Here is a 22,334-nt window from a genome sequence, read left to right on the forward strand (position 1 = left end):
AAAAGTTACCAAAATCATTCAAAAGACGATTCTCTAAACGTAAAAACATAAGTTTATTTTCGTAATCTTCACACTATTATCATATACCCCACAGTTACCATTAACAACCCGCTAATTAAGCTAACAACGATGTAAACAACCGATAGCCAAAGCTTAGTTGTAGCTAGCTCAAATGCTTCATACATAAATGTCGAAAAGGTCGTCAACGCTCCGAGAAAACCTGTTGAGATCCCAGGCCCCCAATCTCCCGCTCCAAACGCCATCCCCATTAAGAAACTTCCTAATAGATTTACTAAAAGAGTTGCTAGCGGGAAATGAAATTGATTAAAGCGGTTTACCCCTAGTGCTGTGACATAACGAAGCCATGCCCCAACGCCGCCACCAATAGCAATCATCAACCAATCCATCCTTAGTCCCTCCCCACTTTTTTCGCTAAGGAAACCCCTATGATGACGCTTAAGATTCCAGCTAGAATACTACCGCCACCATACAAAGCTAATCCCCAAAAGTGACCATCTCTTATGTAAACGAACAAATCAAGAGAGTACGTGGAAAAGGTTGTAAATGATCCTAACAAACCAGTCGCAATAAATTTTTTCACTGAATCTGAAAGGCGAGGGTTCATACTTACAAATTGATAGAAAAAACCTAGAAGAATGGAGCCGACGATATTGACAATAAAGGTAGCGATCGGACTGCCATTCAGCACTGTACCAATTCCCCCTCTAAGAGAGGCTCCAATGGCTCCACCAGCTATGACAGCAAAACTATTTTTCACTTGAATGCGGCTCCTTTCACGTCTTTCCTCATCTTATCGAAACCGCTATTCAAAGTCTACTGATCGTTTTCATCCCATACCCAGGTGTATAACCTTCCGCTCGCATCCATCCACTTTAATTCAAATCGTTCCGCGTTTTGATAACCAAAGCTGTCCATTTTTTTCACAAGTTCTTCTACTCTTGCAATTTCGGTTACTTCTAGATGTTGAAACAAAGCTTCGACTTCCTTTTTTGCTCGCTCTCCCTTTTCAACAACATTTCCGTTCTCAACTTCAAATTCATTCGGACTAGAGAACTCCCATTCATGTTCAATTCCATTAGAAACAACCATACATTTAAATGAAAAACTGTTCTGGAGTGTAGAAGCTTCTGCTCGAATTGTAAACAGACATAAGTAAACAGCAAAAGTTATGATGGTAAGTTTCCTCATTATTCATCACCTCCTCCTTATGCTGACTGAAAGTGATGAATATTATTCCTAAACGCATCATTAGAATTGCTTCCGCTTAAGATCACAACTAAAATAAAACTATATTTGTTGTAAAAGGAGAGTCTATGAGCAGTTTACCGAAATCATCTAATTCTATTCAAATTGAAAGATATGGACTTGAATCCGTTCCAGAAACGTCGCGTACGACTCGCTGGTACGAATATACCATGATTCAAATGGCTGTATCCGTGAATGCCGGGAATTTCCTTGTGCCTGCTCTTGCCGTTCTCGAAGGAGGACTTAGCTTCATTTGGGCTGTGCTTGCGACCGTATTCGGAGCAACTGTCGCCTTTCTATTCGTCTCATTCCTATCCTTTCCAGGAGCAAGACGCGGAATCCCGTCTCAATATGCAGTGCGAGCATTTGTTGGTGTAAAGGGAGCCCAATACTTTGCTTCACCAGTTAGAACCATCACGTCACTATACTGGTTTTCCGTCCAAACCATTGGCGGTACTTATATGGTCGTTGAGTTAATGAAACGCGCTTTTTCAATAAAGCTTCTGTTTCTGCCGACGTCACTGTTACTTGCTACTATAATGGCGTTACTTGCGTTAGTCGGTTTCGATGCGGTTAAAAAAGTGACCAAGTATTTTCTTCCTCTTTTATTTGCTGGAGGCGTTGCAATGTTCTTTGTTTATTTCACTACTTCTATTAACGGCAGCAGCTACTCATCCGTTATCACATTTAATGGAGAACCAAACAGATCATTCTTTTTCTTCGCCAGCCTTGCATTTGTTCAGTATGTATCTGGAGTAAGCAGCTCTTCCGATATGGCAAGATACGCTAAATCTCCTCAGCATGCATTCTGGGGCATATTCTCTGGGAATACCTTTGGGTTTACATTAACCGCACTTCTCGGTGCCTATACCGCTACAGTAGCAGGAACATGGAACCCTTTTTTAATCACAAGTCAACAGACGCAATCTACTCTCCTGTTAATCCTAATCTTTGCATCCGCACTCTGTTCAATGATCATGATCAACATTAGCAATGCGTACACAGGAGGATATAGCCTTCTAAACACGTTTCCATCTCTCGGACGAGTGAAGAGTGCCCTTTTACTAGGTTTCGCTGCTGTAGCGTTAAGTGCATTTCCAGCCTTTGTGGATGAAGCGGAATCGTTTATTTCTTTGCTTGGTGCTTTTGTTATTCCATTATCTGCCGTAATTGTGACTGATTTTATGGTGATAAAAAAAGGAAGCTTCACATCTGCCATGCTCGAGACTTTATCAGAAAGAACATTAAACCGCTCAGGATTCCTCGCCATTTTATTGGGTGTTTTATTCTATCTTTTGCTTCCTACTGATTATTCACCAGGATTTTTATCTTTTCTATTAACAGGTATACTGTACCTTTTGTTCCACCGTTTTAAGAAAAAAAACGTTCACTGAATGGTACCATGAAAAAAGTTCATGCTCACGGCATGAACTTTTTTTCCTTATTAATAATAACTTTTCCGATCAGCTTTACGAGGAAGCTTCTTTGCTTCTTTTTGTTCTTCCTCATCGATCACACCGCTCTGATACGATTCACTTAGCTGTTGGTGAACAGCCATTTCACCACTTTCATCATAAATCAATTCCTTCTTCTTATCAGTCATCACGTAGCCTCCTGTCGTTTCAGTCTTGCTTTCGTATTCTTTCCAACAACAGGACGGTTTACTTATCGATTGAGGATTAATTCAAAACAAGTGAGGAAATTCATAACAAAAGATAACTTATGTATCGAGTCTGAGTGCAATTAGAAGGAATAAGCAGTTATTTACGAAGCTCTCGCACAATATGAGGAAGCTCTGGGATTAATAACTTAGACATCGCTAATTTCACAGCACCTGAAGAACCCGGCATAGCAAAGATGGCCGTTTCCTTTGCAACCCCTCCAATGGCTCTGCTTAGCATAGCTGGCGTGCCAATATCATCTGTATAGCTAATCATACGAAACAGCTCACCAAACCCAGCTAGCTCCTTCTCAAGCACTCCTTCAACAACTTCATAGGTGACATCTCTTTTAGAAATGCCCGTTCCTCCATTTAATAAAACAGCATCCACATCACTAGCAGCAATCCCTCGCTGAATAGCCGACCAAATTTCCTCTTGATCATCTTTTACAATGGTTCGCTCGATCACCTTATGACCTTTTTCTTCTAGTAAGGAGGAAATGATTTTTCCGCTTTTATCAGTTTCGTTTGTTCTTGTGTCACTGACAGTGATAATCAAACAGTGAATAACTGCCGGCGCACTGGATTTATGTTCACTAAAGCTCATTTCCATACTCCTCTCTAAGTTCATTTAGAAAACGTTTCTCATAGAACTTATGAGCGATTTCACTGACTGACCGAGTAAATCGATAGTTCACAGCTGCTCCAATCGCTATGCCAAGAATCGGAATTCCTTGAATCATTTTTTTCCGCAGCATCATTAGTACGGTACCTTTTATCATTTGCTTCATCGGACCCTGTAACCAGTTGGCATCAGCAATTCCTTCAGGACCTTCATAAAAATATGGATGTGCCTGCTCTTGCTTTACTTCTTGCTCTAATTCTCGCCAGGCTCGCTCTTGTAAACCTTTAGGAAGAGTAGCCATGTGGAAAACTTTAAGGGCTATCATCATTTCAGAAGGGTAATTGACAGGGTAACCATAAGTCATCGCAATAAGCTGTACCGTTCTTAGGTTAATGGCAAGCACCGCTGGTAAATCAAGACCTAATAATAAAAAACTTCCCGTACCTGCAAGTCCCCCTTGCGCAAATGAAACCATTCGCTGTCGCGCAATTTGTTGATCAGCAATATAGACAAGCTGATCAACAGTCAAGTTCTTCATATCCTGAATTTGTTCGATCTCTGGATGAAACAAGCGTGCATCGGTTAAGAGTCGATGACTGGCATCGACCTGAGATTGTGAATTTTGTATAAGCGAATGCATATGAAAAAGCGCCGAGTCCATTACGGCATACAAACGTGTTTTGGCTTTAGAATCCAGCTGATTGAGCTGGTGGTTATACAACTTGTGAAATGTTCGCTCTATGTCAGTTGCTTCATGCGCAAAATGCTCTTCTTCCCATAAATGAATGACCGTCATTCTTTTTTGTTCTCTTTCTGTCCACACCAATTGAAATCGCTCCCTTCAACCCCTTTCCTATATTGTATCTTTTCCCTTCAAAAACTTCCAACAAAGGTGAAAGAAGGATACAAAAAAAAGAGCACCCTTTTCGGGTGCTCTTGATTTATTTAGAAAGTCGAACAGTATCTCGCGCAATCACAACTTCTTCATTTGTTGGGATAATCATAACTTTTACAGGTGAGTGAGGATAGTTAATGAAAGCTTCTTTCCCTTTCACCTTGTTTAGAGCTGGATCCCAGTAAACGCCCATAAATTCAAGGCCACGTAACACACGTGCACGAACCGCGTCACTATTTTCACCGATACCTGCTGTGAAAATAATGGCATCTAGTCCTGACATACGCGCAGCGTAAGACCCAATGTATTTATGAATACGAGAAGTAAATACTTCAAGGGCAAGTTCAGCACGTTCGTTTCCAGCTTCGGCTTTACTTGTGATATCGCGAAGATCACTTGAGAAACCAGATACGCCAAGAAGACCACTTTTCTTATTTAATGTATTCATTACTTCTTCTGCTGTTTGACCAGTCTTATCCATAATAAATGGAATTAAGGCAGGGTCAATATTTCCAGAACGAGTTCCCATCGTCACACCAGCTAGTGGTGTAAAGCCCATGGAAGTATCGATTGACTTTCCACCTTCAATTGCTGCAATACTTGCTCCGTTACCAAGGTGACAAGAAAGAATACGTAATTGATCAAGCGGACGACCAAGCATTTCTGCAGCACGCTCTGAAACATACTTATGAGAAGTACCGTGGAAACCATACTTACGAACACCGTAATCTTCATAATATTCGTAAGGTAAGCTATATAAGAAAGATTGCTCTGGCATTGACTGGTGAAAAGCTGTATCAAATACAGCTACAGATGGAACTTCTGGCAAAATCTCACGGAACGCACGGATACCTACAAGGTTTGCAGGGTTATGCAATGGTGCAAGCTCTGATACTTCTTCAATTCCAGCAAGTACTTCATCTGTAATCATTGCAGAATCATTAAATTTCTCTCCACCATGAACAACGCGATGACCAACACCTTCAATTTCATCATAAGATGAAATAATAGAAAAGCTAATCAGCTTGTCCAAAAGCATTTTTACTGCTACTGCATGATCAGGGATATTAGTGATTTCTTCTTTTTTTTCACCGTGCACTTCTATTGTAAAAATGGCGTCATCAAGGCCGATTCTCTCCACGAGTCCTTTTGTGATAACAGTTTCTTCCGGCATATTTAAAAGTTGAAACTTCAACGAAGAACTACCGGCGTTGATTGCGATTATTTTCGCCATGTGTGACAGCTCCTTTATTTCAGTAAAATTAGAATACGACACGAAAATAGAAGGGTAAGACCCTTCTATCTTTAGCACTCTTATTATTTAAACACCGACCATTACTTTATTCAAGGTGAAAACCGCTTACATTCAAGTATTCCGTCAATTCAGATTTGTAAACGTTTCACTTCAGTTATGAAAGCTGTGAAAACCACCCATTGATCTGTTGCATCATGTTCAGCATCGCTTCACGATTTGAGAACGATGGGAGTTTTGCCATCATCACTTGCTTTGGTTTTAACGTATGTTCTCCTTTTTTCTGAGTAACGAGGATGCTTTTGGCCTGTGATTCATTCGCAAACAAGCTAGTTGGCAATTGAATAATTCCATGGATAACAGAGCGATCGTTGAGCAAATTCCTTACTTGCTTTGCGCCATCATCTCCAAAGAGAAAGTTTGGAATCATGAAGAAAAGCATACCAGAGTCTTCCGTCATGTTTAAACTTTGTTCGATCAAGAGATGATGAACATAAGACATTCCCTCTTCCGCTTTTAACTCATATTTCGCAGCTGCCTCTTCGTGTGGGTAATACCCGACAGGTAAATCTGTCACCACAGTATTTACTTGAGGAATGTAGAGTGGCTTCACACTATCCTGGTGAAGAAATTCCACTTGATGCTTTTGCAAGTTAGCATTAACAAATCCCAGGTGCAAGAGAAGATCGTCGGGTTCAACACCGTACGCTTCTACGTTCTCTCCATCCAATTGATTGAGGACTGACGTTAGCAAATTCCCAGTGCCAACAGCAGGATCAAGAATCTTCATGTTATCAAGATTTAGAACCTCTTTATATTTTTTCACAAGATACCCAATTAAATGCGCCACACTATCAGGTGTCATTGCATGGTGAGGTTGAATACCTTTTTTCATTCCTTTAAGCAGGGCCAGTTGGATCCCTTTCCGCACCGTTTCTTGTTCTGCTCCATCAAGACTACATGAGTCATACAGATTTTTTAGACGCACAACCGTATCAGCATCTAGTTCTTCTTGAAGGACTTTATTTTCAAATATATTTAAACCTGTCTCGACAAGTGCTTCAAGATAAGACATCTCTAACTTATTTTGAATGACAAGTGTTGATTCATCTAACACGTTATATAGATTTTCTACAGTTAATTCGGACATTAATCGGCCTCCTATCAGTTCGCCGTCTCTATTGTAAACAGTCTTGACTTCTTTCGCAACAATGATAGATGAGAAACCAACGTCTTCTTTCCTTGAAACTAGCTAAAACGTAATCGCCTAACGTGTAAAAAAGGACTTCGATGAAGTCATCGAAGTCCTTTTCATAGGAGATGTATTATTCCGCTTGTTTTGCAGCATTTAGAGCAGCATCATAATCAGGATGATTAGTCGCTTCACTCACGTACTCTGTGTGCACAACCTCACCGTTACGATTCACAACAAACACAGCTCTTGCTAGCAAACGCAGTTCCTGCATAGCTACGCCAAATGCTTTACCAAATGAAAGGTCTCGATGATCTGATAAGGTAATCGCATCTTCAATACCAGCCGCACCACACCAGCGTTTTTGAGCAAATGGAAGATCAGCACTAATAGTTAATACTTTTACGTTGTTAAGTTTTGCAGCTTCTTCATTGAATTTACGTGTTTGTGCATCACAAACACCTGTATCAAGAGATGGTACAACACTAATAAGACGAGTACCTGGATAATCTTCAAGCGTCTTTTCAGATAGATCATTTGCAAGCACAGTAAAATCAGGAGCCTTGTCACCAACTTTTACTTCTTCACCTAAAAGCGTCATTGGCGTTTCTTTAAATGTAATGTTAGCCATGTTCATACCTCCTTTATAATTGGTCGTATGTACGACTAACTTCATCATATAGGTGTAACCAGTAGATTTCAAGAAATCAGCAGTAGCTACAAAAAAAAGCTACCTCATTATAAAGTAGCTTAAAAATCGAGATCTTGCTTATTGTCATCTTGATGTCTTTGCTGTCCCCGAAAAAGATGTTTGGATTGAGAGCTTTGTCTTGATGATCCTGAAGCGTTTTGTTGACCTTGTTGACTTTTTTGGTTTTTATTTCCATCTGAGTTCTGATTCATATTTTGAAGGATGCTTTGTACCTTTTCAATAGCCTGCGGTGCAAGGTCAAGTAGTCTCTCGTAAAGATGAGTTGTATTGTCCAGATGAATCATTTTTATATCCCCTGCACTGACGATTAGAAAAGCAATGGGGGTAATGGAAACCCCTCCACCACTTCCGCCGCCAAATGGCTCCCCTTTACTTTGGCCCTGCTGGTTGGACTGTTGTTTCAACATGAATTCACTACCACCAGCAGCAAATCCAAATCCAACCTTTGAAACCGTCAAAATAACACTCCCATCTGGAGTTTCGACCGGATCACCAATAATGGTGTTTACATCGATCATATCTTTCAAATTTTCCATTGCCGTTTGCATTAATCCTTCAATTGGATGTTCAGACATGTGTTTTCCTCCTTCACTTCCTAAACCGCTAAGCCTCCTGTAACTTTTTCTGAGACTTCATCAATTTAATTACCGCGATCATAGCATGCCCCAGTTTGAACGTAATCATGCATTTCATATAAGTTTGAATTGTTTTCATTTCATAGATTGGCGTGACAATAAGTTGAGGAATTGTATGAAGGTTTGAGTAGTGTGATAGAAGCGTAAAAATCGCTACCTTCGCATTCATTACAATTTCAGCAAAGACAGCTGTATTGGCAGCATTCCCCGCCCCGAAATTGGTTTCCCATTGAACATTTTTAAAACGTACTCGTTTCAAGAAAAATAAGAACGACTTCCTAGCACGAAATGCTTTTTTTAATACCTGAACCAATTCCTTTGTTTCACCTTTAAGCCCTTTTTCTTTCTTCTTCTTTTTGACAGTTTCTTCCCCCTCTTCAAATAACTCGATTAAGGGAATAGTCGTTTCATAGACGACAAGTCCAAAAAGCGCTCTCACAGCTATCTGAAGTTCCTCCACCGTTGAAGAATGTTCCATAATCACCGTTACTCTTACAGTCGAAAAAATAATAAGAGGTAAGGATGCGATGATTAAGAGTAAAAGAATAGCAGCGATCGCAATAATCACTAAACATCTCTCTCCTTTTATTTTTTTGTAAGAGACCAAAAAAATTAGAGTATAAAATAAACCTGCCCAAAATGGGCAGGTTTATTCAATATGAGATTTTATTTTTCATGTACAACAGTCGTCTCAGCAAACAAATCATGAATGCCCTGTTTCTTTTTTGTGAAGGCCACGACAAGAAAACCTACAAATAAAATCGTCTTGCTTATAAAACGACCAATTCCTTCTCTAAAAATAACGGTTCCCCAGGTTAACTTCGTCTTATCAAGGGACGCTACCTTTAATCCGAAAAGCATTTTCCCAAGTGTCTGAGACAAAAATTTTGTCATTAAAATAAAATACATATAATAAACAATTCCTGTTAGAATGGCCTGTAAAGGTAAAATGGCCGGTTCTGTTGCTGGTAAGTCAAATCCTCTTATTAGAGGTGTGATCAGAATGCCATTCAAACTTGCTACCACTATAATATCAACTAAATATGCCCAAAAACGCATCCAGAAGCCCGCATAACGTACGTGCCTCGCCTCTGTGTCTACCGATGCGGGAGGGGCAGTCATACTCATTGTTTCGTCCATTCTGCCTGCCTCCTTATTCAGAATATAAATACATTAACTCAGGGGATTGCGGCGTTGATAGAAGCTGCTGAATGCCTAAAAGATCTTTGTCGGGCCCCATGAGTTTTGCAGCTGTCATTTCAAATAATGAATTAAAACCAAGGTTTTGCTTATATTGAACAACTTGTAGCTTGTTATCTCCAAGATCTTTCTTCATTCCTTCAATTGTATCTTCTAAATTACCAAGATCATCTACAAGGTTCACTTCTTTCGCTTGTCTTCCATCGTATATTCTACCGTCAGCAAGTTCACGGACTTTGCTTTCGTCTATTCCTCTACCTTCACTCACGATCCGAACAAACTGATCATATGAGTTATCAATCATTGATTGTAAAATTTCTCGCTCTTCTTCGGTCATTTCTCGGCTCGGTGACATGATATCTTTATGAGGACCGCTCTTAATCGTCTCCCACTTCACACCAACTTTTTCAGCTAATTCTGCATAATTCATTGATTGCATGATTACCCCAATTGAACCTGTAATTGTAGAAGGACTTGCTACAATTTTATCTGTCGGAGCAGAAATGTAATAACCCGCAGAAGCTGTCATACTTCCCATTGAAGCGTAGATCGGTTTATCCGTTTTTTCTTTGATCTCCAAAAGTTTATCGTGAATCTCTTCACTTTCTACAACACCACCGCCTGGCGTATTCAGCCTTAAGATAATCCCTTTGACGCTCTTATCTTCTGCAGCATGCTCTAACCGTTTCATAAATATATCGTGATTGTATCCTGCCTGCGGCAGAAAGCTAGTATTCGTTCCTGTATCTTGAATAACACCTTCCACATTAAGAACGGCGATTTTATTCGAGCTGCTCCCTTCTTCAATAACCGTCTCTGCAAATTGGTCTGTCGTATTCATTTCTTCTTGCCACCCGCCAAATGCCAGACTTGAAACAAAATTAAAACCAAGTGATACGATGATGAGAACTACTGTAATACCTAATGCAATCCATCGTTTTCCATTCATAGTAAGCCTCCTCTATATCCTGATGCTATCTTATGTACGATGAGACCAAGTTATTGGTTTCATATTTTTGAGAATACCATACAAAATAAGGAAGCGCACTTCCTAAACGTACGGAAACAAATTTAGTACAATTCTATTGGATAGAATAAGTACTGTTCATCTCACACCATTTTAAAATCGTTTTACGCGTTTTAAAGGGAACTAAATTCAATTTTTTCTTTTTTCTAAAAAGAGAGAGTGTTAAAGTAAAAAGGACTAACAGTAGGACAAGGAGGAATTCAAATGCCAAATCGACGTAATTTGTTTTTTTTCTACAAGCAGACAAAAGAAATCCAGGAAAAAGTAGAACCTTTGAAGGCACTTGCAGAAAAAAATGATTTTCATATTGTAGAAAGTCCTGAAGAGGCGAGCATTATCGCTAGTATCGGGGGAGACGGAGCTTTTCTTCAAGCGGTTAGAAAAACAGGCTTTCGTGAAGATTGTCTCTATGTCGGTATTTCTACGGGCGAGCTAGGGTTTTATTGTGATTTCCATATCGACAACATCCAAAATATGGTGGACGACATTTTATCAGAAGGTATTGAAGTACGTCGTTATCCGACAATAGAAGTAATGGTAAACAACGAATCCTCTTTCTATTGCTTGAATGAATGCACCATTCGATCATCAATTATTAAAACACTTGCTATGGAAGTATACGTAGAAGATTTTCACTTTGAAACGTTTCGGGGAGATGGCCTCATTGTTTCCACCCCAACGGGAAGTACGGCATATAATAAATCCGTTAATGGTGCTGTGGTAGATCCTAAACTTGCTTGTATGCAAGTAAGCGAACTTGCTTCACTTAACAATAATCATTACCGTACGCTTGGCTCTCCATTTTTATTAAGTGATGAGAGAACGCTTACGCTTCAAGTCATTCAAGATGGCAATGACTATCCAGTTATCGGTATCGATAATGAAGCGATGAGCATACAACATGCTAAAGAAATTCAAATCCATATCCCAGAAAAACGCATCAAAACTGTTAAGCTTAAAAACAATTCTTTTTGGCATAAAGTGCAAAGAAGTTTTCTTTAAGGAAAAGCGCCGCAAACTATGCGGCGCTTTTGTATTGATTTAAAGTCGATTAAGACAAATTAGATTTTTTCATATACAACCGTTTCATCCACAACTGTCATGACCGGTTTTGTTTCAAGTATAATGTCTGGATCACAGTGAAAAATATCACGATCTAAAACTGTAAAATCCGCAACAAAGTTCTCTTTAATCATACCTCTCTCATGCTCTCTTCCAATAGCAAACGCACTGCCTTTTGTAAAAAGAGAGACGCTCTCAAACACCGACAATTTTTGTTCAGGATAATACCCACCATGAGATTCTTCAGGACGTTTCCGTGTAACAGCTGCATGAATACCTAGTAATGGATTGACAGGTTCTATTGGCGCATCTGATCCACCTGCAATGGGAACTCCACTTTCAAGGAGGGTTTTCCATGCAAAGGACATTCCCATTCTACCTTCTCCAAGACGTTCAATAACCCACGGAAAGTCTGATGCGACAAATCTTGGCTGGATATCGAGAATAACTGAAAGCTCTTTTAATCGCTTTAACAAATCTTCTCGCATTACTTGAGTATGAATCAGACGATCTCTCAAACCGAATGGAGCAGGGTACTGTTCAATGGCTTCAATGGCATATTCAAGAGCCAGATCACCAATGACATGAATGGCCACAGGCATATCATGCGACCTCGCTTTCTTTACAAGTTCAGTCAGCCCTTCAATGCTGTGAATGGCAACTCCTGACGTGTCAGGGGAATCATTGTATGGATGGCTTAACAATGCCGTACGTCCTCCCAGTGCCCCATCAGCAAAGATCTTCATTGCTCCAAGTTCAACATAGTTCGTTCCATCGCCAAAGCCCAGCCCCTGTTTTCGCATGTCTTCGATAACTTCGTGATGAACGAGTAGATTCGCTCTGAATTTGCGCTGACCATTGATCACATTCAAAAACGTTTCGTACGTACGTGTAAATCCACCGTAATAGTTTAAATCTTCACTATGACCACCTGTCACTCCTTGTGCAACAAGATCATCTACTGAACACGAGAGTGCTTTTTCGAGAAACTCGATGCTTGCCTCAGGCATCGCATTCTTAACTAATTCCTGTGCACGGTCAAGTAAATATCCAGTTGCTCTGCCGTTACTATCACGCATAATCACGCCACCTTCAGGATCAGGCGTATCATCCGTAATTCCCGCAAGATCGAGCGCAATAGAGTTAGCAAGAATCGCATGTCGACATACTCTTGTTAGCATCATCGGATGATTTGGCGCAATCTCATCCAACTCGTCACGATGAAAGATTTTTCGATCCTGAAAGTTGTTTTCATTCCAACCTTCTCCAATCACCCACTCAAATGGGGCAATTTCCTCTACTTTTTTTTCAAGGAGACGTTTCATTTCTTCTGCAGAAGCAGCTTCCGATAAATTAAGGCGAAGGAGCTTTTCCCCGTGCCCAATCATATGAAGATGACTATCGACAAATCCAGGAATCATCACATTCCCTTTCAAATCATACTGTGCCGTCATTTCTTTTCCGAACATCGAGGTAAGTTCTGATTTAGACCCGACCTTTTTTATTCGGCCATTTTCTGTATAAACAGCTTCTACTGTTTCATTTTCATGTTCAAGCGTATAGATCTTTCCACCAAACCAAAGCGTTCCCACTGATGTTCTCCCCTTTATCCGATTTGTGAGCTTATTGTATCATTCCTATTATAAACTGTGAATCTTCTGGTTTTTCTTCAAACTCTTGGTTGATTTTTCAATCATGATACAATAAGAATATCTAAGAGAAAGTGCAAGACAATTGTTGAAGGTGAGGAAATCACGTTGAAGAAGAAGATTTTATTTACAGGCGGTGGATCAGCCGGACACGTTACCGTTAATTTAGCTCTTATCCCCCGTTTTTTAGAAGAAGATTGGGATATCCATTATATCGGATCTGAAAAAGGGATTGAACGTCAGCTTATTGAACCCGTTAAAGGCGTTACGTATCATCACGTTGCAACCGGAAAGTTAAGAAGATATTTTGACTGGAATAACTTTAAAGATCCTTTTAAAGTTATTAAAGGCGTTGGAGAAGCTTTCTCTATTATTAAACGAGAAAAACCATCTGTTATTTTCTCAAAAGGTGGATTTGTTTCTGTCCCGGTTGTGATTGCCGGTAAAATGAACGGAGTACCTGTCATTATTCACGAATCTGATTTAACTCCCGGCCTTGCTAACAAAGTAGCAATTCCTTTCGCATCAAAAGTGTGCACCACTTTTCCAGAAACTGTGAAACACCTTCCTGAAAATAAAGCAGAATACATTGGGGCTGTGGTCCGCGATGAATTAAAAAGCGGAAACCGGTCAAAAGGACTCTCATTCGCTGAATTTAGTGGAACAAAACCAGTAATGCTTATTATGGGAGGTAGTCTAGGAGCAAAGCGGATCAACGAATCGGTTCGTAACCAGCTCAATCAGTTGCTCCAAACATTCGATATCCTTCACCTTACAGGTAAAGGGCAGGTTGATGAGTCACTTCAAATGAAAGGTTACAAACAATTTGAATATGTAACAGATGAACTTCCTGATTTATTAGCAATGGCGGACTTAATCGTTTCTAGGGCTGGATCGAATTCAATCTTTGAATTTCTTGCGCTAAAGAAACCAATGCTGCTCATTCCACTATCGAGAGCAGCGAGTAGAGGTGACCAAATCTTAAATGCTCAATCATTTCAAAAATCGGGCTATGCTAACGTTTTGTTAGAAGAAGATTTAACCGACGCTTCTTTCTTAAGATTAGTACGCGAAACTTATGAGAAACGGTCAACTTACTTAAAAGCAATGGAGCAAGATAATGCCGGAGATCAAGCGAATAAAATCGAGTCATTGATTAAAAGCATCGCAAAATAAGAAGAAGAGGACCAAAAAATGGTCCTCTTCTTTTACTTACCTATAAGATCTGTTGTCTTATTTTATGAAGCTCCCTGCGTTTCTTTTTGTCGGAGTTCAATTCTTCTTATCTTTCCAGACGTGGTCTTTGGAAGTTCTTCAATAAATTCAATCTTACGGGGGTATTTGTACGGCGCCGTCAACTCTTTCACATGATCTTGAAGTTCACGAGTTAACGCATCACCTGCCTGACTCGCATCTTTTAATACAATATATGCTTTAACAATATTCCCTCTTACTTCATCCGGACTTGCCACCACGGCACACTCCTGAACAGCTGGATGCTTAACGAGAGCATCTTCCACTTCAAAAGGTCCAATGGTATATCCAGAACTAATAATAATATCATCACCTCTCCCCTCAAACCAGAAGTAGCCATCGTCATCTTTGGACGCCTTATCCCCTGTTAAATAATAATCCCCTCTATATGCCATCTGTGTACGCTCTTGATCTTGATAGTACTTTTTGAAAAGAGCTGGCACATCTTTATGCACGGCAATATCGCCAACTTCCCCAACTTGAACCGGCTCTCCCTCTTCATTGATAATTTCCACCTGGTTTCCAGGGGTTGGTTTCCCCATTGACCCTAGTTTTACTTCCATTCCTTTTAGAATACCAACAAGCAACGTATTTTCCGTTTGACCGTAACCGTCTCTTACATCGATTTTAAAATACTTTCTAAACGTATCAATAACCTCACGATTAAGAGGTTCTCCCGCTGAAACGGCACTTCGAAGCACGGGAAGGTTGTAGCGATCCAAACCATCTACTTTTGCCATTAATCGGTATTCTGTCGGAGTACAACAAAGAACATTTATGTCGTATTTGGAAAGGAAACCAAGATATGCTTCAGGATCAAATTTACCACTGTATAAGAATCCAGTAGCTCCACTGCCTAACGTAGCAACAAATGGACTCCATATCCACTTCTGCCAACCAGGTCCTGCTGTTGCCCAAACGTTATCACCTTCTTGAATATCAAGCCAGGATGCAGAAGTGGTTCTTAAATGAGCATACGCCCAACCATGACTATGCACAACGCCTTTTGGATTACCAGTGGTACCTGACGTATAGGAAAGGAATGCCATATCATCACGCAATGTGTTAACGCCCTCGAAAGAAGCGCTTTCATTTTCGGATTGTTGAAGTAATGGAAGCCACCCCTTTGTTTCTATCCCGACACTGAACTTATATTTCAGTGATGGCGCATCACTTTCTACCCCTGCAAATGCTTCAACTAATTGCGATTCACAAATAACCGCCTTTGCTTCTGCATGATTTATTCGGTATACCAGATCCTTTTTCCGTAACATTTCCGAGGAAGGAATTACGACAAGTCCAGCTTTAAGACATGCAATGTAGACAGCATAAGTATCAATAAGCCTAGGCATCATAATTAATACGCGATCTTGCGGTGCTAATCCTCCACTTGTTAAAGCACCGGCAATGCGGTTTGCCTTTTCAAATAATTGCTTATATGTAATTTCCTGCTCGTCACCTTGATCGCTTCGCCATTTTAAAGCAACCTTGTCTTCATTAGAAACAAATCGTTCCATTTCACTTGTTAAATTATAATATTCTGGTGCAATTAAATCTTGCATTGTGTGCCTCCTCTATTATGTAATAGTTACATTATACACAAAAGTATGAAAGTTTTGAATCTAATCTAACGAAAACATCCGCACATATAACGCTGCTATAGATCAACAAAAAAGAGGAAGATGCTGATGCATCTTCCTCTGAGCCAATTTATTCAATTATTTGGAATATCCTCCGAACTGTTGTTCAGACTGCTGAACAAGACGCTTTGTAATCTCGCCACCAACTGACCCGTTTGAACGTGAAGTTGAATCAGGACCAAGATTCACGCCAAATTCAGAAGCAATTTCATATTTCATTTGATCTAGAGCTTGCTGTACACCTGGAACTACAAGGTTGTTTGAACTGTTGTTTGCCATGAGTTAATCACCTCCTTACTCATATCATGTGATAGACAAGAAGGTGCTATCCTTAATAACTTATGGCATTGGGGTAAAATGCTGGAAGTCTAAAGCAATTCATCAAAAGAATCGTCTTTTTCTTTAATGAGGATCGTTTCAACACCATTTACCGCTTCCTCAACAAGTTCATCAATTGGCAAGTATTGTTCAAATTTATTCGCATGCTCACGTTTCGGCTTTGTTTTTGGAGCTTCAGGCAAGAATACCGTACAACAGTCTTCGTAAGGGCGAATCGAGATGTCATACAAATCAATCGCTCTTGAAATTCTCATAATTTCAATTTTATCCATCGAAATAAGTGGCCTTAATACCGGGTAGTTTGTTACCTCGTTAATCGTATTCATACTCTGAATCGTTTGACTCGCAACCTGGCCAAGACTTTCTCCCGTCGCAATGGCCAAAGCATTATTTTTCTCAGCAAGTTTTTCTGTAATGCGCATCATCATTCTTCTCATAATCGTCATGCTATAGTTATCTGGCATTTCCTTTTGAATCGCCTTTTGCGTATTTGTAAACGGAACGATATGAAGGCGAATATCCCCACCATAACGGGACAGAACTTTTACAAGATCCTCCACTTTTTGTCTCGAACGTTCACTTGTAAAAGGAGGACTGTGAAAATGAACAGCCTCAACTTTTACACCTCGTTTCATTGTAAGATAGCCTGCAACAGGACTATCAATGCCACCAGACAGCATTAGCATCACTTTATTGTCTTGTACAGTTGGCAACCCACCTGCACCTTCGGAATTATTGCAGCTAAGATAAGCGCCATCTTGCTTCACTTCTACTTTCAATTCCATATCAGGATGGTGTACATCAACAGTCAATTTCTCTGTGTTACTTAATACATATCCTCCAATATCACGGTTCATATCCTGCGATCGGTGCGGAAACTGTTTGAATGGCCTTCTAACCGTTACCTTAAACGTCATACTTTCGTTGCCCATTTGATCTTTCACTAGCTGTAAGGCTTTTTCTTTAATCAAATCAATATCGTGGTCTGTTTTTATTGCCACACTTAAAGAATGAATCCCAAAAATTGTTTTAAGTTTCATTAAAATTGGTTCTGGGTCCTCGTCGTTAAGTTTAACAATCATTCGATCAAAGGATTGATGTACTTCAATTGCCGGGTAATCCGACAATACTTGCTTCACTCTTTTTTTCAAAGATGTAATAAAACCTTTTCTATTTTTTCCTTTAAGAGAAATTTCACCGTAGCGAAGGATGATGTGATCATACATAGCTATTACCTCATTACTTGTTTTAGTTTTGGTACTTCAGTTTGCAATTCGTTTAGAAATATATCAATTTGTTCTTTAGTCGTTTCAAAAGAAAGACTAATTCGAATAGCAGATCTTGCTCGTATCGTGGTTAAACCAATTGCCGCTAATACATGGCTTATTTCAGCCGTTTTTGATGAACATGCGGAACGCGTAGAAACATAAATTTCTTTTTCCTCGAGCGCATGAATTAATACTTCAGGTTTAATACCTGGAACTGAAAAATTCACAATATGTGGAGCACCAGACATTGAACTATTTAGCTCAATTCCCTCGATTATTGATAGCTCTGCAAACACATGCGTTCTTAAAGTTTCCAGCATTCGTTTTTGAGTTTTTGCTCTATTTAAATACAAGCGAAGAGCCTTTGCCATCGCAACAATTCCCGGGCCATTTTCTGTACCGGAGCGAATTTCCCTTTCCTGCCCTCCACCAGAGAGGAGTGGAAGCAAAGTGATCTTCTCTCCTTTAATTAATAAACCATTTCCTTTAAGACCGTGAAATTTATGAGCTGAGTACGAAACCAAATCGGCCTGAACATCATTAAAATCAAGTGGTACTTTTCCAATCCCCTGGACATCATCAATATGAAAAAGGGCACGTGACTTCTGCTTAATAAGATGTCCGATCTCTTTAATAGGTTGAATTGAGCCCAGTTCATTATTCACATGCATAATGGAAACAAGAATGGTATCAGGAGTGAGTGCTTTTTTTAGCTCATCTAAAGATACCTTCCCATCTTGATCAACTGGCAAATAGGTTACTGAAAATCCTAATAATTCAAGTTGTCGAAATGCTTCTAAGGTAGAGGCATGTTCAATGCAACTAGTTATCAGGTGCTTCCCCTGATTCAAGTACTGAAATGCTGTTCCTTTGATAGCGAGATTATTACTTTCTGTTCCACCTGAAGTAAATATAACTTCATTTATTTTAACGTGCAATAACTCTGCAATGCTTGACCTTGCTTGGCGAAGTAACCTTTCTGCCTCTCCTCCTTTTCGGTGAAGAGAAGAAGGATTTGCGAAAAAATTTTCAGACGTTTTACGAAAAGCATCGAGCGCTTCGTTATACGGCTTCGTAGTAGCACTATTATCCAAATAAATCATATTATGACACCTTCAGTCATCTTTTATTTCCAACTAATAATCTTACCATAGGTTAAAGTAATTACCAAATCAACTATTCTATCTTGAAGAGAAGGATAGATAGGATTAAAACCTTTTCACCCATGGTTGATATTACCAAAGTCGCTTTATTCCATATGCGAACAGAAGAAGAATAGTCAGAATAATTAATCTTTAAAAGAAACGTTATGATTCGTCGATTAATTGTGTTAATATGAAGTCCGAAAATTAGGACATGTTAAACAGTTGATTCAGGAGGCAATTATGAAACTAAAATTATCAAATAAAGACACATTGACGATCGGATTAATGCTATTTGCGCTCTTCTTAGGAGCGGGAAATATGATCTTCCCTCCAGCGCTCGGAAACTCTGCAGGTGAAAACATTTGGATCGCCACAGCTGGCTTTCTTATTACAGGTGTCGGCTTACCACTTCTTGGCGTAACTGCTATTGGATTAACAGGTGGAAGTTTAAGGGATATCGCATCGAAAGTACATCCGCTATTTGGACTTATTTTTACTGCCATTCTCTACCTTGCAATCGGCCCATTCTTCGGAATACCGCGCACGGGTACTGTAGCTTTCGAGATCGGTGTTGTGCCATTTCTAAATGACTCTACAAACGTAAATGGATTGCCTTTATTTCTCTATACTCTCATTTTCTTCGGGTTAACATTCTGGTTATCATTAAACCCGACAAGGTTAGTGGATCGAGTCGGAAAAATACTAACCCCACTTTTAATTTTAGTTCTAGGTAGTCTTATTATTGGCGCATTTATAAATCCTCCTGGACCTTTATCTACGCCTGCACCTGAATATAAGAGTGGCGTGTTCTTTAAAGGCTTTATCGAAGGATATCTTACAATGGACGCTATTGCTGCCCTTGTATTCGGAATCGTTGTGATACAAGCTGTCAACGATAAAGGCGTCTCTGATCGTAAAAATGTTTCGATTGCTGTACTAAAAGCGGGCATTCTTGCAGCGATTGGATTAACCGCCATTTATCTTTCATTGGCGTATATCGGTGCAACAAGCACGAGCCTTGTTGGCTCCGCAAATAACGGGGGAGCGATATTATCAAGTATTGCTAGCTACTTATTTGGCTCATTAGGAACGCTTTTGCTTGGGGCAGCGATAACTTTCGCCTGCTTAACCACATCTGTAGGCCTCGTAACCGCCTGCGGAGAGTATTTTTCTAAAACATATCCAAAGCTTTCCTACAAAACCGTTATTCTAGTCGTTACGCTATTTAGTACATTCGTTGCGAATCTCGGTCTAACACAGCTTATTACGTTTACTTTACCTGTTTTAATCGCCATTTATCCGATCGCTATTGTTTTAATTTTTCTAACGTTTCTTGAGAATGCTTTTCCGATTCACCCCCATGTTTATAGGGGAGCGATTATCTTAACAGTCATCATTAGCGTGCCAAACGCTCTAGAAGGAGCGGGAATCACTTTGCCAGGTATGGGCATCATGCAAACCCTGCCGCTTTATAGCGAAGGCGTAGGATGGGTTATCCCGGCCATTGTAGGTGCTGTGATTGGCCTCTTACTCTCCAGAACAACTAAACAAGCGTCGTAATTTAAGAACGCAGGCTATCCGCCTGCGTTCTTTCTTTTTGTTAAACGACCATTCATTGAAACGAGTCATCAGGAAGATCTTGCCACACAAAAAAGCTCTCCTCGAAAGGAGAGCTACGATTCAACAGGTTCTCTTACATCATTTTTAAGAGTTTGAAGCACCTGCGGATCTACTTTTTCAATTGCAGCTTCAGCTGTAGATAAGGCATCATCATACTCATATTGTCTAAAGTGATTTTCTGCTTTTTGTAGCAATTCATCCACACTTCGATGCTTCCCACGATACCGATTGCCAAACTGGATTAAGCGTTCCGTTAAGACAGCGTCTTCGACAAGCTTCTTCGTAATTTCCGTGCTGTGCTCAACCGCACGTTCCGCGTCAGCTAACACTTCATTAATTTGATAGATATCAAGCGGTACGTCTGAAAGGCGTTCACTTAATTCGATAATAATGTCTTCAGCTAGTTCATAGCCATCAAGATAAGACTCAGGTATGCCTGGTAAATTACTTAATTTCATCATTCTTCTAGATTCAATTAACTTCCGCTTTAGATCTTTAATCGTATCAAGTGCTTTAAGCTCATCTCGCCTAAGCATGTGCAAGTTTTCTTTTTGAATCTGCATTTCGTGATCAATCGTTGCAAGATCTTCTTTTAAAGAAAGCACTGACTCAGCAAGACTCGTATAAGCTTGTTGATTACCATCTACCGCTTCCCGAACAGCATTAAAGCGAATATGCATATCTGAAATTTTCAGTTCGATATCTTTTATCATGTTTAGTTCTTGTTCTTCTAACCGATAGCTTAGTTGAACAACGTTCGTTTCTTCCTGTAAATCCTGAAGATAAGAATTTGTTTTGAACAATTCATGTTCAATCTCTTCTACTTTTTCAGTAACGAGGTGCCTTGCATCTACCTCGGCTTCTAATTGGTCATATAGTCCTTCAATACTTCTTCGTACCGAATCAATTTCTGTTTTCATTTCTTGAACTTCGGTCTTCTCGATAGCAGATTCAAAACGTACGAGGTCTGACTCTACCTGTTCGATGTGATCCTGAATTTCCAGGTGATCCAGGACATAGCCTTCAGATGCCATCGCAGAAGTACCATCTTCAAGCTCTTTCAACTGAGCAGGTATTTGCGTATGAACTAAAGCAATTAATTCGGGTGTTACAGCAATTTTATCCTGAACAACTGCTAACCGTTCTTGAATTTCCATTAGTACACTTCTTGCCTCAAGGTAATTTCCTTCTTCTGTCAGCTGTTCATAATGCTTAAGATTCTGCTTTAGCTCCTCAAGCTCTGCATCAAGCGTTGGATAAGCCTTTCCAAGCGAACGGTTCTGAGATAATAGGCGTTGCTTTGCTTCCCTAAACACTTCTTGGACAGAAATAATGTCCGTTCGGTTTTGCTCTTCACTGGAAACAAGTTCATTGATATCTTCCAACATTAATTCAATTCGCTTTTCAATTTGCTCTAACCGTTCGCGCGTTTCAACAAGAGTCGCTTTCGCTTTTCGAAAGCGATACTTCTCTGCTGCTTCTTCTGTATCCATGAGCTGTTCTTCTAGATTAGGAAGTTTAACGGCAACAATTTCGTCCCATTCTTCACGCCACTTCTCAAATTTCTCTTCCGTTTGTCCTGACATTGTTAATCCCTTTACTCTCGAGATCTCATCAGTTACAGGTCTATTCAATATATCAATCTTCCATTCTTCTAGACGATCGATCTCATTGTATATTTTTCTTCTAGCAAAAGTGCCATATAATATGACGGCAACCAGTAAAATAATCGCAATGACAATATACTCCAACGGAAGCACCCCTTCTTCCACATCATCAATTTATGTATACATGCTAATTAAGCAGTCTAAATCATCAGATATAGATCTTTTATAAACAAATATGTAGGAAATTCATTAATGTTTTTATGATACCATGTAATTACCTCTTTGA

General features: G+C 39.8%; 23 protein-coding genes. 4 read left to right on the forward strand and 19 right to left on the reverse strand.

Annotated features, from left to right (window positions below; translation table 11 throughout):
* Positions 1-68: 68 nt before the first annotated feature.
* The 3 genes from ATG70_RS12005 to ATG70_RS12015 are packed head-to-tail and all read right to left on the reverse strand — an operon-like array spanning position 69 to position 1,209.
* The gene (locus tag ATG70_RS12005) at positions 69-407 is read right to left on the reverse strand and encodes a fluoride efflux transporter FluC (protein WP_098444531.1); all 339 of its coding nucleotides are present in this window, start codon (positions 405-407) and stop codon (positions 69-71) included.
* A gap of 2 nt (positions 408-409) precedes the next feature.
* Positions 410-778 (reverse strand): fluoride efflux transporter FluC, encoded by a 369-nt coding sequence (locus tag ATG70_RS12010; RefSeq protein ID WP_179886257.1) that lies wholly within the window; start codon positions 776-778, stop codon positions 410-412.
* 56 nt (positions 779-834) lie between these two features.
* Positions 835-1,209, reverse strand: a complete 375-nt coding sequence (locus tag ATG70_RS12015; protein WP_098444533.1) for a hypothetical protein — start codon at positions 1,207-1,209, stop codon at positions 835-837.
* 125 nt (positions 1,210-1,334) lie between these two features.
* On the opposite strand from ATG70_RS12015, the gene ATG70_RS12020 reads away from it, so the two are divergent.
* Positions 1,335-2,660, forward strand: coding sequence for a purine-cytosine permease family protein (locus tag ATG70_RS12020; RefSeq protein WP_098444534.1), 1,326 nt, complete (start codon positions 1,335-1,337; stop codon positions 2,658-2,660).
* Positions 2,661-2,710: 50 nt separating this feature from the next.
* Here the strand turns inward: ATG70_RS12020 and ATG70_RS22515 are convergent, their stop codons facing one another.
* From ATG70_RS22515 to sppA, 10 genes are all read right to left on the reverse strand, one after another.
* Positions 2,711-2,869, reverse strand: a complete 159-nt coding sequence (locus ATG70_RS22515; RefSeq protein WP_179886258.1) for a hypothetical protein — start codon at positions 2,867-2,869, stop codon at positions 2,711-2,713.
* A gap of 157 nt (positions 2,870-3,026) precedes the next feature.
* Positions 3,027-3,533 carry a MogA/MoaB family molybdenum cofactor biosynthesis protein gene (locus tag ATG70_RS12025; RefSeq protein ID WP_098444535.1) on the reverse strand — a complete coding sequence of 169 codons (507 nt, stop codon included), beginning with the start codon at positions 3,531-3,533 and terminating at the stop codon, positions 3,027-3,029.
* A complete protein-coding gene (locus ATG70_RS12030; RefSeq protein WP_257147777.1) occupies positions 3,523-4,374 on the reverse strand; it encodes an EcsC family protein in 852 nt (283 codons plus the stop codon). Before ATG70_RS12030 ends, ATG70_RS12025 begins: the two co-directional genes overlap by 11 nt.
* Before the next feature lie 118 nt (positions 4,375-4,492).
* Positions 4,493-5,680 carry an acetate kinase gene (locus tag ATG70_RS12035; RefSeq protein ID WP_098444537.1) on the reverse strand — a complete coding sequence of 396 codons (1,188 nt, stop codon included), beginning with the start codon at positions 5,678-5,680 and terminating at the stop codon, positions 4,493-4,495.
* A 175-nt stretch (positions 5,681-5,855) separates the two neighbouring features.
* Entirely contained in the window at positions 5,856-6,848 is a 993-nt protein-coding gene (locus tag ATG70_RS12040) for a class I SAM-dependent methyltransferase (protein WP_098444538.1), read from the reverse strand.
* Positions 6,849-7,023: 175 nt separating this feature from the next.
* Positions 7,024-7,521, reverse strand: coding sequence for a thiol peroxidase (gene tpx / locus ATG70_RS12045; protein WP_098444539.1), 498 nt, complete (start codon positions 7,519-7,521; stop codon positions 7,024-7,026).
* Positions 7,522-7,640: 119 nt separating this feature from the next.
* The gene (ytfJ, locus tag ATG70_RS12050) at positions 7,641-8,177 is read right to left on the reverse strand and encodes a GerW family sporulation protein (protein ID WP_098444540.1); all 537 of its coding nucleotides are present in this window, start codon (positions 8,175-8,177) and stop codon (positions 7,641-7,643) included.
* 28 nt (positions 8,178-8,205) lie between these two features.
* Positions 8,206-8,805, reverse strand: a complete 600-nt coding sequence (locus ATG70_RS12055) for a DUF2953 domain-containing protein (RefSeq protein ID WP_098444541.1) — start codon at positions 8,803-8,805, stop codon at positions 8,206-8,208.
* 98 nt (positions 8,806-8,903) lie between these two features.
* Positions 8,904-9,377: an RDD family protein gene (locus tag ATG70_RS12060; RefSeq protein WP_098444542.1), complete on the reverse strand. Its 474-nt coding sequence runs from the start codon at positions 9,375-9,377 to the stop codon at positions 8,904-8,906.
* A gap of 13 nt (positions 9,378-9,390) precedes the next feature.
* Complete coding sequence (gene sppA / locus ATG70_RS12065; RefSeq protein ID WP_098444543.1) at positions 9,391-10,386, reverse strand: signal peptide peptidase SppA; 996 nt, start codon at positions 10,384-10,386, stop codon at positions 9,391-9,393.
* Between the two features lie 282 nt (positions 10,387-10,668).
* On the opposite strand from sppA, the gene ATG70_RS12070 reads away from it, so the two are divergent.
* On the forward strand, positions 10,669-11,466 hold the full coding sequence (locus tag ATG70_RS12070; RefSeq protein ID WP_098444544.1) for an NAD kinase: 798 nt from the start codon (positions 10,669-10,671) through the stop codon (positions 11,464-11,466).
* A gap of 59 nt (positions 11,467-11,525) precedes the next feature.
* Here ATG70_RS12070 and ATG70_RS12075 read toward each other — a convergent pair whose 3' ends face one another.
* Complete coding sequence (locus ATG70_RS12075; RefSeq protein WP_098444545.1) at positions 11,526-13,118, reverse strand: amidohydrolase; 1,593 nt, start codon at positions 13,116-13,118, stop codon at positions 11,526-11,528.
* A gap of 165 nt (positions 13,119-13,283) precedes the next feature.
* Here ATG70_RS12075 and ATG70_RS12080 point away from each other — a divergent pair, with 165 nt between their 5' ends.
* Positions 13,284-14,351, forward strand: a complete 1,068-nt coding sequence (locus ATG70_RS12080) for an undecaprenyldiphospho-muramoylpentapeptide beta-N-acetylglucosaminyltransferase (protein ID WP_098444546.1) — start codon at positions 13,284-13,286, stop codon at positions 14,349-14,351.
* A gap of 62 nt (positions 14,352-14,413) precedes the next feature.
* Here ATG70_RS12080 and mbcS read toward each other — a convergent pair whose 3' ends face one another.
* From mbcS to ATG70_RS12100, 4 genes are all read right to left on the reverse strand, one after another.
* Positions 14,414-15,991, reverse strand: a complete 1,578-nt coding sequence (gene mbcS / locus ATG70_RS12085) for an acyl-CoA synthetase MbcS (protein ID WP_098444547.1) — start codon at positions 15,989-15,991, stop codon at positions 14,414-14,416.
* A gap of 156 nt (positions 15,992-16,147) precedes the next feature.
* Positions 16,148-16,348 carry an alpha/beta-type small acid-soluble spore protein gene (locus tag ATG70_RS12090; RefSeq protein WP_098444548.1) on the reverse strand — a complete coding sequence of 67 codons (201 nt, stop codon included), beginning with the start codon at positions 16,346-16,348 and terminating at the stop codon, positions 16,148-16,150.
* A gap of 89 nt (positions 16,349-16,437) precedes the next feature.
* Positions 16,438-17,634 (reverse strand): tRNA uracil 4-sulfurtransferase ThiI, encoded by a 1,197-nt coding sequence (gene thiI, locus ATG70_RS12095; protein WP_098444549.1) that lies wholly within the window; start codon positions 17,632-17,634, stop codon positions 16,438-16,440.
* Between the two features lie 5 nt (positions 17,635-17,639).
* Positions 17,640-18,779 carry a cysteine desulfurase family protein gene (locus ATG70_RS12100; RefSeq protein WP_098444550.1) on the reverse strand — a complete coding sequence of 380 codons (1,140 nt, stop codon included), beginning with the start codon at positions 18,777-18,779 and terminating at the stop codon, positions 17,640-17,642.
* A 282-nt stretch (positions 18,780-19,061) separates the two neighbouring features.
* On the opposite strand from ATG70_RS12100, the gene brnQ reads away from it, so the two are divergent.
* Entirely contained in the window at positions 19,062-20,381 is a 1,320-nt protein-coding gene (gene brnQ, locus ATG70_RS12105) for a branched-chain amino acid transport system II carrier protein (protein WP_098444551.1), read from the forward strand.
* A 113-nt stretch (positions 20,382-20,494) separates the two neighbouring features.
* On the opposite strand, the gene ezrA is transcribed toward brnQ, so the two are convergent.
* Positions 20,495-22,192 carry a septation ring formation regulator EzrA gene (gene ezrA / locus ATG70_RS12110; RefSeq protein ID WP_179886259.1) on the reverse strand — a complete coding sequence of 566 codons (1,698 nt, stop codon included), beginning with the start codon at positions 22,190-22,192 and terminating at the stop codon, positions 20,495-20,497.
* Positions 22,193-22,334 lie beyond the last annotated feature (142 nt).

Source organism: Bacillus sp. es.036 (assembly GCF_002563635.1).
Classification (GTDB): domain Bacteria; phylum Bacillota; class Bacilli; order Bacillales; family Guptibacillaceae; genus Guptibacillus.